Source organism: Massilia aurea, from assembly GCF_014200505.1.
Taxonomy (GTDB): Bacteria; Pseudomonadota; Gammaproteobacteria; order Burkholderiales; family Burkholderiaceae_D; genus Telluria; species Telluria aurea_B.
Map to the genome: position 1 here is coordinate 292,947 of NZ_JACHBX010000001.1, position 14,368 is coordinate 307,314.

At 66.8% G+C, this 14,368-nt stretch carries 11 protein-coding genes; 6 read left to right on the top strand and 5 right to left on the bottom strand.

All coding sequences use genetic code 11. The annotated features are described in order from the left end of the window. The first annotated feature begins 1 nt into the window (after position 1). A complete protein-coding gene (locus tag HD842_RS01210) occupies positions 2 to 1,204 on the top strand; it encodes an MFS transporter (protein ID WP_183549878.1) in 1,203 nt (400 codons plus the stop codon). A gap of 130 nt (positions 1,205 to 1,334) precedes the next feature. Here HD842_RS01210 and infA read toward each other — a convergent pair whose 3' ends face one another. Beyond that, positions 1,335 to 1,601: a translation initiation factor IF-1 gene (gene infA / locus HD842_RS01215; protein ID WP_183549881.1), complete on the bottom strand. Its 267-nt coding sequence runs from the start codon at positions 1,599 to 1,601 to the stop codon at positions 1,335 to 1,337. Between the two features lie 452 nt (positions 1,602 to 2,053). On the opposite strand from infA, the gene HD842_RS01220 reads away from it, so the two are divergent. The 4 genes from HD842_RS01220 to HD842_RS01235 all read left to right on the top strand — a co-directional run bounded on the left by HD842_RS01220 (position 2,054) and on the right by HD842_RS01235 (position 6,603). Further along, on the top strand, positions 2,054 to 3,556 hold the full coding sequence (locus HD842_RS01220) for an ATPase domain-containing protein (RefSeq protein ID WP_183549884.1): 1,503 nt from the start codon (positions 2,054 to 2,056) through the stop codon (positions 3,554 to 3,556). After that, positions 3,543 to 5,279: a response regulator gene (locus HD842_RS01225; RefSeq protein ID WP_183549887.1), complete on the top strand. Its 1,737-nt coding sequence runs from the start codon at positions 3,543 to 3,545 to the stop codon at positions 5,277 to 5,279. The genes HD842_RS01220 and HD842_RS01225 overlap by 14 nt, the downstream gene beginning before the upstream one ends. A gap of 74 nt (positions 5,280 to 5,353) precedes the next feature. Continuing rightward, on the top strand, positions 5,354 to 5,911 hold the full coding sequence (locus HD842_RS01230; RefSeq protein ID WP_183549889.1) for a sigma-70 family RNA polymerase sigma factor: 558 nt from the start codon (positions 5,354 to 5,356) through the stop codon (positions 5,909 to 5,911). Next, positions 5,908 to 6,603 (top strand): anti-sigma factor, encoded by a 696-nt coding sequence (locus HD842_RS01235; protein WP_183549891.1) that lies wholly within the window; start codon positions 5,908 to 5,910, stop codon positions 6,601 to 6,603. Before HD842_RS01230 ends, HD842_RS01235 begins: the two co-directional genes overlap by 4 nt. Before the next feature lie 86 nt (positions 6,604 to 6,689). Here the strand turns inward: HD842_RS01235 and HD842_RS01240 are convergent, their stop codons facing one another. Continuing rightward, positions 6,690 to 8,339, bottom strand: a complete 1,650-nt coding sequence (locus tag HD842_RS01240) for a DUF4394 domain-containing protein (RefSeq protein WP_183549893.1) — start codon at positions 8,337 to 8,339, stop codon at positions 6,690 to 6,692. A gap of 268 nt (positions 8,340 to 8,607) precedes the next feature. Between HD842_RS01240 and HD842_RS01245 the strand changes: the two genes are divergently transcribed. Then, positions 8,608 to 8,811 (top strand): hypothetical protein, encoded by a 204-nt coding sequence (locus HD842_RS01245; RefSeq protein WP_183549895.1) that lies wholly within the window; start codon positions 8,608 to 8,610, stop codon positions 8,809 to 8,811. A 45-nt stretch (positions 8,812 to 8,856) separates the two neighbouring features. Here the strand turns inward: HD842_RS01245 and HD842_RS01250 are convergent, their stop codons facing one another. The 3 genes from HD842_RS01250 to HD842_RS01260 are packed head-to-tail and all read right to left on the bottom strand — an operon-like array spanning position 8,857 to position 14,306. After that, positions 8,857 to 10,119, bottom strand: a complete 1,263-nt coding sequence (locus HD842_RS01250) for a CaiB/BaiF CoA transferase family protein (RefSeq protein WP_183549897.1) — start codon at positions 10,117 to 10,119, stop codon at positions 8,857 to 8,859. A 33-nt stretch (positions 10,120 to 10,152) separates the two neighbouring features. Next, positions 10,153 to 11,922 carry a cation:proton antiporter domain-containing protein gene (locus tag HD842_RS01255; protein ID WP_183549900.1) on the bottom strand — a complete coding sequence of 590 codons (1,770 nt, stop codon included), beginning with the start codon at positions 11,920 to 11,922 and terminating at the stop codon, positions 10,153 to 10,155. 56 nt (positions 11,923 to 11,978) lie between these two features. Further along, positions 11,979 to 14,306 carry a family 1 glycosylhydrolase gene (locus HD842_RS01260; RefSeq protein ID WP_183549903.1) on the bottom strand — a complete coding sequence of 776 codons (2,328 nt, stop codon included), beginning with the start codon at positions 14,304 to 14,306 and terminating at the stop codon, positions 11,979 to 11,981. Positions 14,307 to 14,368: the final 62 nt, after the last annotated feature.

Here is a 14,368-nt window from a genome sequence, read left to right on the forward strand (position 1 = left end):
CATGCCGGGCGCCCGCATTGCCGCCGGCAGCGCGGCGTTCCGGCGCATCAACCGCGCCATGGCCTTTGGTGGCTTTTCCACCTTTGCGCTGCTGTACTGCGTTCAGCCCTTGATGCCGCTACTGGGCCGCGACTTCGGGTTGTCACCCGCGCAGAGCAGCCTGGTGCTGTCGGTGGCGACGGCCACGCTGGCGCTCGCACTGCTGGGCTCCAGCAACGTCGCCGAGCGCTTCGGGCGCAAGAAGGTCATGGTCGGCTCGATGCTCAGCGGCGCTGTGCTGACCCTGGGCTGCGCCTTCGCGTCCGATTACCTCCACCTGGTGGCGCTGCGCGCCTGCATGGGCCTGATGCTGGGCGGCTTGCCAGCCGTGGCGATGGCGTACCTGGGCGACGAGATCGAACCGACATCCCTCGGCCTTTCGATGGGCATGTACATCAGCGGCAGCGCCTTTGGCGGCATGACAGGGCGGGTGCTGTCGGCCTTCATCAGCGATTTCGCCTCGTGGCGCATCGCCCTCGGTGTGCTCGGCGCGGCCGGACTGTACGCGGCGTGGGAATTCTCGCGCAGCCTGCCAACCTCGCGCCATGGCGCGACGCTGCCGGCGCGCGGCCCCGGCTTCGTCGCCGGCTTGCGGATCCACTTGCGCGATCCGGGGCTGCCGTGGCTGTTCGCGCTGTCGTTCCTGCTGATGGGCGCCTTCATCACGCTGTACAACTACATCGGCTACCGCCTGCTGGGCGCGCCGTTCAATCTGCGCCCGAGCGCCGTCGGGCTGCTGTCGCTGCTGTATCTGCTGGGCATCGTCAGCTCGATGTGGGCCGGCAAGCTGGCCGACCGGCTTGGGCGGCGCAATGTGCTGTGGCTCATGATGGGGCTGATGATCACCGGCTTGCTGATCACGCTGGCCGATTCACTGGTGGCGATCGTCCTGGGCGTGGGCCTGGCGACGTTCGGCTTCTTTGCGTCGCACTCGGTGGCCAGCAGCTGGGTAGGGCGGCGCGCGCGGGCGCCACAGGCGCTGGCCTCGGGCATCTACCTGTTCTTCTATTACCTGGGATCGAGCGTGGTGGGCTGGTCGGGCGGGTATGTCTACGAGCACTGGGGCTGGACCGGTGTAGTGACCTTGCTGGCGGGGCTGCTGGGGGTGGGGCTGGCGATCGCGCTGCATCTGCGGCGGCTGGCGCCGTTGCCGGTGAACTACTAGCTGGAGTAAATAGGGGAGCAATACCGAGTAGCGGGCAATACCGACTGGCGGGCAATACCGATGCCGCGCGCCGGCCGAAAACCGGGCGCACAAGTAAAAACGCCACGCTGCGAAGCGTGGCGTTGTCCGATCAGCGGCGAGCTGCGCGGTTTTGCGGGCGCGGTGCGCCGCCGGTTTTGCCAAGGTGACGGAAAGTGATCCGGCCCTTGCTCAGGTCGTACGGCGACAATTCGAGGCTGACCTGATCGCCGGCGATGATGCGGATGTGGTTCTTGCGCATCTTGCCCGAGGTGTAAGCGATCAGCTTGTGGCCGTTTTCGCAGTCGATACGATAACGCGAGTCCGGCAGCACTTCAGCCACGACGCCATTCATTTCGATGAGTTCTTCTTTTGCCATGATGGAGCTCCTGTAAATTTTAATATTGGGTAATCACACCAGCCTGGCGCGCGGCGCACGGGCTGGCGGATGATGCGGCCTGCGTGAAGCAGACAGTGTCAGGATGGGAATAATATTGACTTCGCTGGGTGTTGCGGCCCGTGTGCCATCTCGTGCCGTGGCGTCGCGCTTTGCGCGAATCATTTGTCCACAGGAACACGATATGGGGACGGTAGTAGAATTTTCCAGTGGCAATCTCGTGTTGTCATTCCTGAAACTTTGTAATCGTGGAGGAGTGATCGATGCCATACAAGCGATAGTGTAGCACGGTTGCCGCTCTGCGGCTCATGCGCACGCATAATGACGATATAATCTGCTTAACTTCCGTTGCAAAAAGCAACGCTTTTCACCAGGTCTTTCGCGTGCAGCAGTTGCCCCACGTGTCGATCGGCCGACTTTCCTGGGCTGCTCTCATGAACGACCGCACTTCCGCCAATCTCACTGGCCGCATTTCCACCGGTATTGCCGGCCTTGACGACATCCTGGGTGGCGGCTTGACGCCCCAGCGCGTGTATCTCGTCGAAGGTTCGCCCGGCGCCGGCAAGACCACGCTTGGCCTGCAATTTCTGCTCGACGGCATGGCGCGGGGCGAAGCCGGCCTGTATGTCACCCTGTCCGAAACCACTGATGAACTGATTGCGGTGGGTCAAAGCCATGGCTGGGACCTGACCCCGCTGTCGATCTACGAGCTGGCGGGCGAAGACGACCTTGATCTTGATGCGCAACAGTCGGTGTTCCACCCATCCGAAATCGAACTGGGCGAAACGACGCGCAAGGTGATGGACAGGGTCGACGAACTGCAGCCGGTGCGGGTGGTGTTCGACAGCCTGTCCGAAATGCGGCTGCTGGCCCAGAATCCGCTGCGCTACCGGCGCCAGATTCTGGCACTCAAACAATTCTTCTCCGCGCGCGGCTGTACTGTTCTGCTGCTCGATGACAAGACCAACCAGTCCGACCAGCAGCTGCACAGCATTGCCCACGGCGTCATCAGCCTGGAGCAGATTGCCCGCGACTACGGCAAGGAGCGGCGCCGCGTCAATATCCTCAAGATGCGCGGGATTCGCTTCCGTGGCGGCTACCATGACTATGCGCTCGATACGGGCGGCATCACGATGTATCCGCGCCTGGTCGCTGCCGAACACGTGCGCGACTTCGTGCCGCTGGTCGGCTCGAGCGGCTCCGACGGCTTCGACGCGCTGCTGGGCGGTGGCCTGATCCGCGGCACGAACACGCTGATCGTCGGCCCGTCCGGTATCGGCAAGACCACGCTGTCCACGCGCTGCCTGCTGGCGGCGCTCGAGCGTGGCGAAAAGGCGGCCTACTACCTGTTCGACGAAGGCCTGGGCACCTTCTTTGCCCGCAGCACGCAACTGGGACTGGACCTGCGGCCCTACCTGGCCACCGGCCAGCTCGCGATGTGCCACTTCGATCCGGCCGAACTCTCGCCCGGCGAATTCGCGCAACTGCTGCGCGACGCCGTCGAACAGCAGGGCACGCGCTTCATGGTGATCGACAGCCTGAACGCCTATCTGCAGGCCATGCCGGGCGAACAGTTCCTGACGCTGCAGATGCACGAACTGCTGTCGTATCTGAACCAGCAGGGCGTGACGACGATGATGATCCTGGGCCAGCATGGCCTGATGGCCGAAGGCCGCACCGACGTCGACCTGAGCTACCTGAGCGACAGCACGGTGCTGATGCGCTTTTTTGAGACGAGCGGCAATGTGCGGCGCGCCATCAGCGTGATCAAGAGCCGCACCACGCAGCACGCCCAAACGATCCACGAGCTGCAGCTGGGCCACGGCGGCGTGCGCATCGGTGCGCCGCTCGTGGGCTTCGAGGGTGTGCTGACCGGCATCCCCAACTACCGCGGCGCCACGCCCATGATGGTTCCGGTTCCAGATGCCGGGCAATAGCCAGCCGCGCAGCGCGCGCGAGGAACGCATCCTGATTTTCGCGCCGCGCGGGCGCGACGCCGAGGTCATGGCGTCGGTGCTGCAGCGCGATGGCCTCGAGTGCAAGGCCTTCACCGACTTCGCCCAGCTCGGCGCGGCGATCGAAGAGGGTGCCGGCGCGGCCATCCTGGCCGAAGAAGCGCTGCAGAACGTCGATGCCAGGGCCTTGCATGCCTGGCTCGAAGCGCAGGCGCCGTGGTCCGACTTTCCATTCATCGTGTTGCTGGCCAAGACCGTTGGCCTGCAGCAGGGTGCGGCCCGCGAGCGCCTGGGCGACTACGGCAACGTGATCCTGCTCGAACGTCCACTGAATGCGCAGACGCTGCGCAGCGCCAGCATCTCGGCCCTGCGCGCGCGCCGCCGCCAGTACCAGGCGCGCGACGTGCTGGCCGACCGCGAGCGCACGGCGCAGAGCCTGCACGACAGCCGGCAGGAACTCGTCGCCCTGAACGAAACGCTCGAATCGCGCATCGACGAGCGCACCCGCGCGCTGGCCCAGGCCAACGACCGCCTGATGAACGAGATCATCGAGCGCGAGCGGGTGCAGCAGGCGATGGCGCAGTACCAGAAGATGGAAGCGGTCGGGCGCCTGACCGGCGGCATCGCGCATGACTTCAACAACCTGCTCAATGTGGTCCAGGGCAGCATGGACCTGATCCTGTTGATGTCGAAGGACGATGTGGCCAAGGGCCGCGCCGAGATCGCGCGCCGCGCCTGCCAGCGCGGCGGCAAGCTCACAAGCCAGTTGCTCGCGTTCGCGCGCAACCAGAGTCTCGACCTGCGCGAAACCCATATCGGCCTGCTGTTCGACGGCGTGCGCGAACTGGTGGCAAGCTCGGTCGGCTCGGCCATCCGGCTGCGCTTTGCCGTCGACGACGACTGCGCGGCGGTGCTGGCCGATGGCAACCAGATGGAGATGGCGTTACTGAACCTGGCCATCAATGCGCGCGACGCGATGCCGGCTGGCGGCGAGCTGGTGTTCGCGGCCGGCCTGTCGGCCCCGCCGGCCGGCTTGCTGGCCGAGGGCGACTACGTGCGCATCGCCGTGACCGACAGCGGTGAAGGCATGGCGCCGGAACTGGTGGCCAAGGTGTTCGAACCGTTCTTCACGACCAAGGGCGTGAAGGGCACGGGACTGGGCCTGAGCCAGGTGTACGGCATGGCGCAGCAATCGGGCGGCGCGGCGCGCATCCTCAGCGAACAGGGCGTGGGCACCACGGTGGAAATCTGGCTGCGCGCCGCTACCGGGCTGGATGAGGCCGAGCCGGCGCCGCTGGCGCAGATGCCGGTGGCAAGCGAGCCGGCGCGCATCCTGATCGTCGAGGACGATGATTTCGTGCGCGCCTCGATGGTGTCGTCGCTCGAAGCGCTCGGTCACCACGTGACGCAGGCGGCCGACGGCGAAGCGGGCCTGGCGGCCCTGCAACGGGCGCGTCCCGAGCTCCTGATCACCGATTACCTGATGCCCGGCATGACGGGCGCCGACCTGATGGTGCGTACGCGCGCGATGTTCCCGGGCCTGCCGATGATCATCGCCACCGGCTACGCCGACATGAAAGCAATCGAGCAGGTGATTGGCGACGACATTGTGCTGCGCAAACCGTTCCAGCTGGCCGAACTGGCAGTGAGCGTCGGCCAGGCGCTGGACCGCCAGCGCCAGCGCGACAGCGCAGCTTTGGCCTGAGGTGTGCCCAGCGCGCTCTGCGCGTTTGACTGCGCCTATATAATCCGACAGACGCCACTTGCCAACGGACCACCGTGACAACCGCACCCGACCCATTCGACTATGAAGCCGCCATCAGCGCCTGCGCCCGCGGCGACCGGCACGCCCTGCGCCGGCTGTATGACCAGGAAAGCCCGCGCTTGCTCGGCGTGGCGCTGCGCATCGTGCGCGACCGCCAGAGCGCCGAAGACGTCGTGCATGACGCCTTCGTGAGCATCTGGACCCGCGCCGGCAGCTTTGAGCCCACGCGCGGTTCGGGCCGGGGCTGGATGTACACGATCGTGCGCCACGCGGCGCTCGACGCCGTGCGCGACGGCGCCCGTGAAGTCGGCGTTGACGAAGACACGCTCGACGCGCTCGACGCCGATGCCTTCGATCCCAATATGCAGGACGCCTTCGAGCTGCGCCAGGACATGGGCCGGCTGCACGAGTGCCTGACGCAGCTCGATCCGGCCAAGCGCAACAGCATCCTGCATGCCTATGTGGATGGCTTCTCGCACAGTGAAATCGCCGAGCGGCTCAAATCGCCGCTGGGCACGGTGAAGGCCTGGATCAAGCGCGGCATGAGCGCGCTGCGGGAGTGCATGGTATGAACGCAACACATGATTATGATGATTTGGCTGGCCAATACGTGCTGGGCACGCTGCCGCGCGCCAAGCGGCTCGAGGTCGACGCTGCGCTGGTTGACAATGCCACGCTGCGCGCTGCGGTCGCCTTTTGGGAAGCGCGGCTGCTGCCCCTGACGACGCTGGTGGAACCGAGCACGCCGCCGGCGTCGCTGTGGGCGCGCATCGAGCGCAGCCTGGGACCTGTTAGCAAGCCAGTGACGCCTGCGCGCGCCGGCTGGTGGGAGCGCCTGGGTCTGTGGCGCGGCCTGGCCGCCGGCGGCTTTGCCGCCGCTGCTGTCATGGCGGTGATGGTCGGCCTGCGCGTCAATGACCTACAGCAGCCGCACTACATGGTCGTGCTGGCCGCGCCGCAGAACGCGGCGCCGGGCTGGGTGCTCAAGATGACGGGCGCGACCACGCTGCGCCTAGAACCGCTGGTGTCAACCGCCGTGCCGGCGCAGCGCGCGCTGCAGTTGTGGACCAAGGCCGACAACTGGTCCGGTCCCGTGTCGCTGGGTCTCGTCAAGCCGGGCGAGACCGTCGAGGTCAAGCTCGACAAGCTGCCGAAGATCGTGCCGAACCAGCTGTTCGAAATTACGCTGGAGCCGCAGGCCGGCTCGCCGATCGGCAAGCCGACCGGTCCGATCCTGTTCATCGGCCGCGCCGTGGTCATCTAAATATCGCGCGCACCAACGGAAAAGGGCGTTCCCACGCAAGCGGGAACGCCCTTTGTTCATCCTACAGGATGATTAATGCAGCCAGATCAACGCAGCCAGATCGCGATGTCCTTCACGCCCGGCATGCCGCTGCCGATACGCGATGCGGCCGGGTTGGCGGCCCCGCCGATCAGCGTGCCGGCGCCGGTGGTGATGTCGACGCGGTACAGCGACGTCGGGCCACCGGCGGTGGTGCGCAGGGCTGCCAGCACCAGGCCGTTCGCACCGCCGGCGATGTCCATGCCGCCGTCGCCGGCGATCGTCACGCCCAGCGGGCCGACATTGACCAGCGTGCCGTCGTTTGGCGGGTTCTGCAGGGCCAGCACCGAACTGGTGCTGTCGACGTCGAACAGCTGCGTGGTGGTCGCGTTCAGGATACTGTTCGTGTAGGCGGCTGCTGCCACGCTAGGCGCCGCGCCGACGCGGTTGATGACGCCATCGGTGGTGGTCGCGCCGGTATCGACGTTGATGCGCAGGTTCTGACCGCTGTTGCTGATCACGCGCAGGCGGTCGGCCACCGGGTTGAAGTCGACGGCAAACGCGGTGCCGGCAATCGCGGTGTACGGCAGCGTGGTGTCGGTGCTGTCAGCGGCCAGCGTGGCTTTCACGGTGGCCACGCCGGTGGCCGGATCGATCGTGATCAGGCGCGCGGTCGAGGTCAGGCCATACAGCATATTGTCACGTGGACGCACGTCGATGCCCAGCACGAGTTCACCCGGGGCCAGGCCGCTGATGGTGACATTGGTGTCGAGCGTGTTCGGCGTGCCGACCTTGAAGCCGACCAGGCGGTTATCGTCGGTCAGGCCCAGCACGACCGGCGTCTGCGCCGCGCGCAGCGCGATGCCGCGGATGTCTTCGGTCACGCCCAGCGCGCCCACCAGCGTCGCCGGTGCGCTGGTGGCGGCCAGGTTCACGCCGTACAAGTTACGTGCGCCGCCAACGGTGGCCACCATATAGCCCATGTTGGTGCGTGCATCGATGTCGAAGCCGTTGACGGCGCCGGCGACGATGCCCAGCGGGACCGGGTTGGCCAGCGTGCCGTTGTTTGGCGGGTTCTGGGTGTACAGCGTGTTGTTGACGGCATCGATGCCGAACAGTGTCGTCGAGCCGGTGCCGGCAAACGAGTTGGTATAGGCCGAGGCCGAAATCGCCGTGTTCGCTGCGCCGCCGTTGATGCTGCCGTCGGTGGTCGTCGCGCCGGTGTCGACGTTGATGCGCAGGCTCTGGCCCGTGTTGCTGACAATGCGCAGGCGGTCGGCCATCGGGTTGAAGTCGACGCCGAAGTTGGTGCCGGCCAGCGCGGTGAACGCGTCGGTGGTGTCGGCAGCGTCAGCGGCCAGGCGCGACTTGTTGGTAGCGGCGCCGGTGACCGGGTCGAGCGTGTACAGGCGGCCGGTCGAACCGACGCCGTACAGCATGCCGTCGACCGGACGCATGTCGATGCCGACCAGGTTTTCGCCGCTCTGCAGGCCGGTGACGAGCACATTGGTGCGGATGGTCGCGGGGGCGGCGCGGTCGAACGAGATCAGACGGTTGCTGACAGTCAGGGCAACCACATCGCCAACAGTCGCGGATGCCGGCGGCGGGGTGGTCGGCGCCGGCGCGGCGTTGTTGTCATCGTCGTCGCTGCCGCAGGCGGTCAGCGCAAGGGCGATCGACGATACGAGGACGAGCTTGGCGAATTGTGGTTTTTTCATGATGTGTCCTTATTAGTAGAATGGGTCGTCAAAGTGGATCAGGGCGCACGGCCCGCGGGCAGGCTGCCATGTCGACACGGGTACTACGCACCAGATGCAGGATTGGATGCAGCCGGATGAAAATAAATATTCGTGCGCAGCCCGGCGGCGGCATGCAGCCTGCGTGCATGTGAGAATGCACGCATTTTGATGACAAGGTCGCATGTTACTGTAGGGAAATTATGGTGCAGCTGTCCTGCACCAGCAACCCTGTTCCAACGGTGCCGTCATGCGTGTTTCCCTGAGTGAGGTCGTGTCCGTGGTCGCCTTTTCGCTGGTCGGGTCGGTCTCGTGCCTCAAGGCCTGGTCGGTCTTGTCGGGTACCCCATTCACGCCGGGCTTCTACATTGCCGGCGCGATGTTCAGTCTGCTGATCTGTTCATTGTTTTTGCTGGCGTTCGCGTCGGTGCGGGCCTGGACCCGGGTGCGCTGACGCAGCCCTGGCCGCCGGGCGGCCGCCAGGTGACGAGAGACGGCGCTAGACGACGCCGCGGTTCTGCAGGGCGGCGATCTCGGCGTCGCTCTTGCCCAGCACATCGCGCAACACGTCCAGCGTGTGCTGGCCCAGCGTGGGCGGCGCCACGCTGCTGGTGGCCGGCGTGGCCGACATGCGGATCGGATTGCGCACCAGTGTGACTTCGCCGGCACTCGGATGCGGCAGCGCGATCGCCATCGCGCGCGCCTGCACCTGCTCGTTGGCGAAGACCTCGCCGACGTCGTTGATCGGCCCGCACGGCACGCCGTGTTCTTCCAGCAGCGCGATCCAGGCGGCGCGCGTTTTTTCACCGACCATCTCGGCCAGCAGCGGCACGAGCACGTCGCGATGCTGCACCCGCAGCGGATTGGTGGCAAAGCGCGCATCGAACGCCAGCTCGGGCCGGCCGCCTGCTTCGACGAACTTCTGGTACTGGCCATCGTTGCCGGCGGCGACGATGATGTGGCCGTCCAGGCAGGCGAAGGTCTGGTACGGCACGATATTGGCGTGCGCATTGCCCCAGCGCTTCGGCGCCTTGCCGCTGTTGAGGTAATTGCTGCCGACATTGGCCAGCATCGCCACCTGCGTGTCGAGCAGCGCCATGTCGATCTGCTGGCCTTCGCCGGTGCGGTCGCGGTGCGTCAGCGCGGCCAGTACGGCCACCGTCGCATACATGCCCGTCATCAGGTCGGTCAGCGCGACGCCGGCCTTTTGCGGCCCGCCGCCGGGCACATCATCCCGCTCGCCCGTCACCGACATCAGGCCGCCCATGCCCTGGATCAGGAAGTCGTAGCCGGCGCGGTGCGCGTATGGGCCATCCTGACCAAAGCCCGTGATCGAGCAATAGACCAGGTCGGGTTTGAGCGCCTTCAGGCTCGCGTAGTCGAGGCCATAGCGCGCCAGGTGCCCGACCTTGAAGTTCTCGAGCACCACGTCGCATGACAGCACCAGTTCGCGCAGCAGGGCTTGGCCTTCGCTGCTGGCGATATCGACCGTCATTGAGCGCTTGCCGCGGTTGGCGGTCAGGTAGTAGGCCGCTTCCTGCGTGTCGCGGCCATCGGCATCCTTCGCATACGGCGGGCCCCAGGCGCGCGTGTCGTCGCCACTGCCGGGGCGCTCGATCTTGATCACGTCGGCGCCCAGGTCGGCCAGGTTTTGCGCGCACCACGGGCCGGCCAGCACGCGTGACAGGTCGAGCACGCGGATGTGGCCGAGCGCCTTGGGCAGCGATGTGGAAGCGGAAGCGGAAGGAGAGGATGGCGTCATGGTTCAGGCAGGTAGGCAATCATGAAGCGCCGATTATAACGGGCCGGCCATGGGCTGCGGGGCCAGCTGGGCGGCCGCGGACAGTGCGCGTTCACGGTCGACGATGGCGTCGATCGTGCGCTCTTCCAGGCCCATCGCCCCGAGCACGAAGCTGGACAATTGCAGGCTCGCTTCCAGCGTTTCCGGTACCACGACCGAGGCGCCGGCCAGGCGCAGGTCGCGCGCGTGCTTCTCGTCGCGCGAGCGGGCGAACAAGGCCACGTGCGGGAATTCGCGCCGGATGCCGTGCACGGCCTGCAGCGCTGCGAGCGGCTGGTCCATCGTCAGCACGATCGCAGGCGCCTCGTCGGCGTGCACGCGGCGCAGCAGCTCGGGGCGCGCCGCGTTGCCGAACCAGACCGGCCAGCCGTCGGCGCGCAGCTGCGCGACCAGCCGCGCATCGGTTTCGAATGCCACGAACGGAATCTTTTGCGCAGTGAGCAGCTTGCCCAGTTGCTGGCCCACGCGGCCGAAGCCGGCAATGATGACTTGACCGCGCACCGCACTCAGGGCGGCATGATCGTGCTGCGCGGCCAGCTGCTCCCCTCGCGTTTCCAGCTGGTCGCCAATGGCCGTGCCCAGGCGCGCCAGCAGCGGCGTGATGAACAGCGACAGGCCCACCGCCAGCATCACGCGCGCGCCCAGCGCCGGATCGAGCACCCCGCTGGTCGCCGCATAGCCGATGACGATGAAGGCAAATTCGCCGCCCTGGCCCAGCAGCAGGCCACCTTCGACGGCGCGGCCCCACGGCAGGCCGCCCATCCGGAAAAGGAGGGCCACGACGACGCCCTTGATCAGCACCAGCTCGAGAACAAAAGTGGCCAGCCACAGCGGTGCGTCGAGGATCTGGCCGGTGTCGATCGTCATCCCGACCGTCATGAAGAACAACCCCATGAGCAGACCCTTGAACGGGTCGACCATCAGCTCGACCTCGTGCTTGAATTCGGTCTCGGCCAGCAGCAGGCCGGCGATCAGCGCGCCTAGCGCCATCGACAGGCCGGCGGCGGCCGACAATGCCGCGATGCCGAAGGTGGCGAGCAGCACCAGCGCCATGAACACGTCGGGCTGGCGCTGGCGGGCGAAGGCGCGAAACAGCGGGTGCACGACGCGCCCGCCGACCAAATAGATGAGGGCGATCGCGCCGGCGGCCTTGGCCAGCGTGATGGCGGCCAGCAGCAGCGCGTCGTTGCCGTCGCCGGCACCCTTGGCCAGCGCGCCGATCAGGATCAGGATCGGCACCACGGCCAGATCCTGCAGCATCAACACGGCGAAGGCGGCCTGGCCCAGGCGCGTGCCGGTGCTGTGCTGCTGGTTCATCAGCTGCATGACGACGGCGGTGGACGAGAGCGAGAGTACGAGGCCGAGGATGACAGCGGCCTGACCCGGCAAGCCATACAGATACAGGGCGGCGCCGATCAGCGTCGCGCTGGCCACGACCTGCGCCGAGCCGGCGCCGAACACCCAGCGCCGCATCGACCACAGGCGCGCAGCGGACAGTTCGAGTCCAATCATGAACATCAGGAACAGCACGCCGATTTCAGCGAGCATCGAGATGCCGGGGCCGGCGGGGAAGGTGAGGAACGAGAGCCACGGCGTGTGGACGGCCAGCGCGCCCAGGCCAAAGGGGCCGAGCAGGGCGCCGACGGCGAGAAAGCCGAGCACCTGATTGATGCGCAGGCGCTGCAGGGTAGGAATGAGGATGCCGGCCAGGATCAGGAACAGCAGGATTTCACGCAGGAAGGGGAAAGCGTGGTGGTCGTTCACGGTAGTACCTGTTCGTGGAGGGTTGGCGCGAGCGCCAACCCTACCACACGGACCGGTCAGGTCCCCGAGTGGATGGCCTCATCCAGTTCGGCCTGGCGCTCGCCACCCGCCACGTCCTGGCGCCGTTCGGCCTGCGCTTCGAGCTCGCGCCGTTCGTCGCGGTCGGCATTGCGCAGGTCGATGTAGCGGCGCAGCGCATCGTCAAGCGTCGGCAGCAGCGCGCCCCGTTCGCTGGCGAGCGCGCAATAGCGTGGGCGCGGCGCCGTGAAGCCGAATTCCTCGGCCGCTTTTGATTCCAGACTGCTGGCATCGATGCCGGCCAGTTCGGCCGCGCGCCGCGCCAGCTCGGCCCAGGTCAGTTCGCCCTGGTTGGCCAGATGCCAGATGCCGGCTTCGCCATCGACCGCGAGGTCGAGGCACGCATGCACCAGGTCGGGCACGAAGGTCGGCGACACGGTCAGGTCGCCGGCTGCGACGAACGGGTCGCCCCGTTCCAGCGCAGCGAGTGCCTGGGTGACGAAGTTGTGCTCGTCCCACGGCCCGAAAAAGGCGCTGGTGCGCACGACCAGCGCGCCCGGGTGATTCAGCAGGACCACGCGCTCGGCCTCGGCCTTGCTGCGGCCGTACACGCCCAGCGGCGCGACCGGATCGGATTCGACATACGGCCGCTCGTTGCTGCCATCGAACACGAGGTCGCTCGAGAACGTCGTCAGGTGGATACCATGCTGCGCGCAGGCGGCGGCCAGCGTCGCCGCGCCCACGGTGTTTTCACGCATGCAGCGTTCGAGTTCGTTCTCGGCATCGTCCACGCGCACGTAGCCGCAGGTATTGATCACGGCCCATGGCTTGTAGCGGGCCAGTGCGCGCTCGACCGATTCCTGATCGGCGATGTCCATGTCCTGGCGCGACAGCAGGCGGTGCGCCAGATTGCGTTTTTCGCAGATGCGGGCAAAGGCGCGGCCCAGCGTGCCGGTCGCGCCCAGGATCAGGATGGGCGGGGCGCTCATGTCGACCACGCGGTGGCCATCGGCGGCGGTGGACGTTACGGTGTCGGGCGTGGCGACCGGCTGGCACACGAAGCGGCCCGGGCGACGCCACCAGCCCTGTGCGCGCAGCACCGGATGCGACAGCGGCTCGCCGGCGGCCAGTTCGTTCATCATCGTCGCCAGCGCAGTGCGGCGCGGCAGTGGCGAGCGCACGTCAAGCGGGCCCGGCTCGTAATAGCCGTTCTCTGCGGTGACGAGGCAGTTCCAGTCGAACGACCCGAGCAGCGCCCAGACCGTCACGGCGCGCACGTCAACGCCATTGGCGCGCGACCCCTGCGCGGCTTCCCAGATTTCAAGGAGCCAGCGCAGTTGGTCTTCGCGGTTGGCGTCGATGTGCGCCTCGGTGATCGCCAGCGGGATGCCGTAGCGTTCCCAGATTTCCTGCAGCAGCGGGGCGATGCCCGGTGTGGGCGTGGCCAGCACGCGCGACGCTTCGACGTCAGCGCACGGGAGGTCGTCGGCCATGCCGCGGTGGTGCGCCGGATAGCGCTCCGGCCGATGGTCGAGCCAGCGCTCGCTGGTAACGTAGTAATTGCAGCCGATGATGTCGGGCGGGCACGGGTTATCGCGGAACCAGAGGAGTTCGGCGGCCTCGGCGCCATTGCGCAGCAGGTAGTTCCACAACGGGTGGTCGGGCACGACCATCCCGCACAGCAGGTCCCAGCCGAGCCAGCGGCGCTCGTTGTAGAACTCGGCGACGTCGCTCAGTTCGGGCGTGCTGTAGGTCTTGCCGAGATCGTCGGTCTGGATCAGCTTGGCAGCCGGATTGACGGCGCGGATCGCGCGCATCGACAGCACGGTGGCGCGGCACTGATTCAGCAGCGCCTGGATGAACGTGCGGTCGTCGCGCCCGTGCGGATACCAGACGCCGTACAGGCCGGCGAAGCGCGCCGTCGTGCAGATTTCGTTGACGGGGGTGTAGTACTCGAGCCAGGGATAGCGCGCGGCGACGGCGCCGGCGTAGTCGGCCAGTGCCTCTGCAAAACCGGGGTCGACCAGGCTCGTGTGGCGAGGCCCGCTGCCATGGTGGACCAGGCCGGCAATCGGCGTGACGCCGGCGGCGCGCAGGGCGTTCAGGCGTTCGTCGGGCCAGTGCCAGTTGGCGTGCTCGAGGCCATCCGGCGCCGTGCGTTCCCACAGGATCGGATAGCGGATGGCGCGGATGCCGAGGCCGGCGAAGCGCTCGATGTCGCACGGCCGGTCGGTGTGGCCGTTGCGGTCGAGCTGGCTGAAATAGGCGTCCTGCACGCGGTTGACGGTGCATTCGAGGCCGCCCCACAGTTCGAGGGGATGGTCCTGGTGGTTCTGATCATTGTGGCTGTTCGTGCTCTTGTTCATGGCGTTGGTTCCTTAATATTATTGCAACTAGCTGGTCGACCTGAAGTGCTCTGACTGATCTG

What these genes read in the sequence shown, in the direction of transcription:
- HD842_RS01210 (WP_183549878.1), top strand. Translation starts at nt 2, where the DNA reads ATGCCGGGCGCCCGCATTGCCGCCGGCAGCGCGGCGTTCCGGCGCATC.
- infA (WP_183549881.1), bottom strand. Translation starts at nt 1,601, where the DNA reads ATGGCAAAAGAAGAACTCATCGAAATGAATGGCGTCGTGGCTGAAGTG.
- HD842_RS01220 (WP_183549884.1), top strand. Translation starts at nt 2,054, where the DNA reads ATGAACGACCGCACTTCCGCCAATCTCACTGGCCGCATTTCCACCGGT.
- HD842_RS01225 (WP_183549887.1), top strand. Translation starts at nt 3,543, where the DNA reads ATGCCGGGCAATAGCCAGCCGCGCAGCGCGCGCGAGGAACGCATCCTG.
- HD842_RS01235 (WP_183549891.1), top strand. Translation starts at nt 5,908, where the DNA reads ATGAACGCAACACATGATTATGATGATTTGGCTGGCCAATACGTGCTG.
- HD842_RS01240 (WP_183549893.1), bottom strand. Translation starts at nt 8,339, where the DNA reads ATGAAAAAACCACAATTCGCCAAGCTCGTCCTCGTATCGTCGATCGCC.
- HD842_RS01245 (WP_183549895.1), top strand. Translation starts at nt 8,608, where the DNA reads ATGCGTGTTTCCCTGAGTGAGGTCGTGTCCGTGGTCGCCTTTTCGCTG.
- HD842_RS01250 (WP_183549897.1), bottom strand. Translation starts at nt 10,119, where the DNA reads ATGACGCCATCCTCTCCTTCCGCTTCCGCTTCCACATCGCTGCCCAAG.
- HD842_RS01260 (WP_183549903.1), bottom strand. Translation starts at nt 14,306, where the DNA reads ATGAACAAGAGCACGAACAGCCACAATGATCAGAACCACCAGGACCAT.